Source organism: Pseudomonas sp. SDO55104_S430 (assembly GCF_054070595.1).
On sequence record NZ_JBSVXG010000499.1, the window covers coordinates 1 to 662 of the forward strand.

At 51.7% G+C, this 662-nt stretch carries 1 protein-coding gene; it reads right to left on the reverse strand.

Annotated elements, in window-relative coordinates; translation table 11 throughout:
* Nucleotides 1-662 (reverse strand): hypothetical protein (locus ACW9JE_RS30900; RefSeq protein WP_457434932.1); only part of this gene is annotated, 662 nt, incomplete at both ends.

Sequence of the window (662 nt, forward strand, 5' to 3'; positions counted from 1 at the left end):
GTGATCATCTCGTTACTGATCATCAGGCTAGCATTCACACCAGGCAGACCGCGGGGTATGCAATGAAACCAGTCTTGACCAGGGAAACCACCTGTGGGTTTTCCTTTCATTGCGATACGAATTTCCAATGCGCCGGCGCCTTCATTAGGTGCATCTTTCACGTTCGCACCTTCCTCCATTACCGTGCGCAAACTGAATCTCTCAGGCTCCAGGAATGTCTGGTCCGATTGCGCTACCTCTCCCAGCACGTAGGTCCGACGTTCAGGGTCAGCCTGTCGGAACATACGCTTGAGAAACGCCCCGCCTACCCGCCGTTCGTGTTTGATTCGTGAACCCGTCAACTCCCATGGGTAACGCTGGGACTCTGCCCGTCCAAGGTCCAAAACCACCTTCCCATTTGAATTGACAGACCCTTGTATGTCCTTGATCAAAACCCTTTCTGCCTCAAGTCTGGGATGATCAAGCGGGTCGTATGACTTGATCGACGAGACCTGTGTTTGACCATCGGTCCCGCTGTGCAGATCTATCGAAATCCCACCCATGATTCTCATGGTCAGATTGGCTTCGGCCACAACCTGGTTATTCTCATCAGGATTGTTTTCAAAGCTGATTCGAGGCGAATCCTGAACGTATTTTATTACCGCCTGCCAGAAATTCTCACC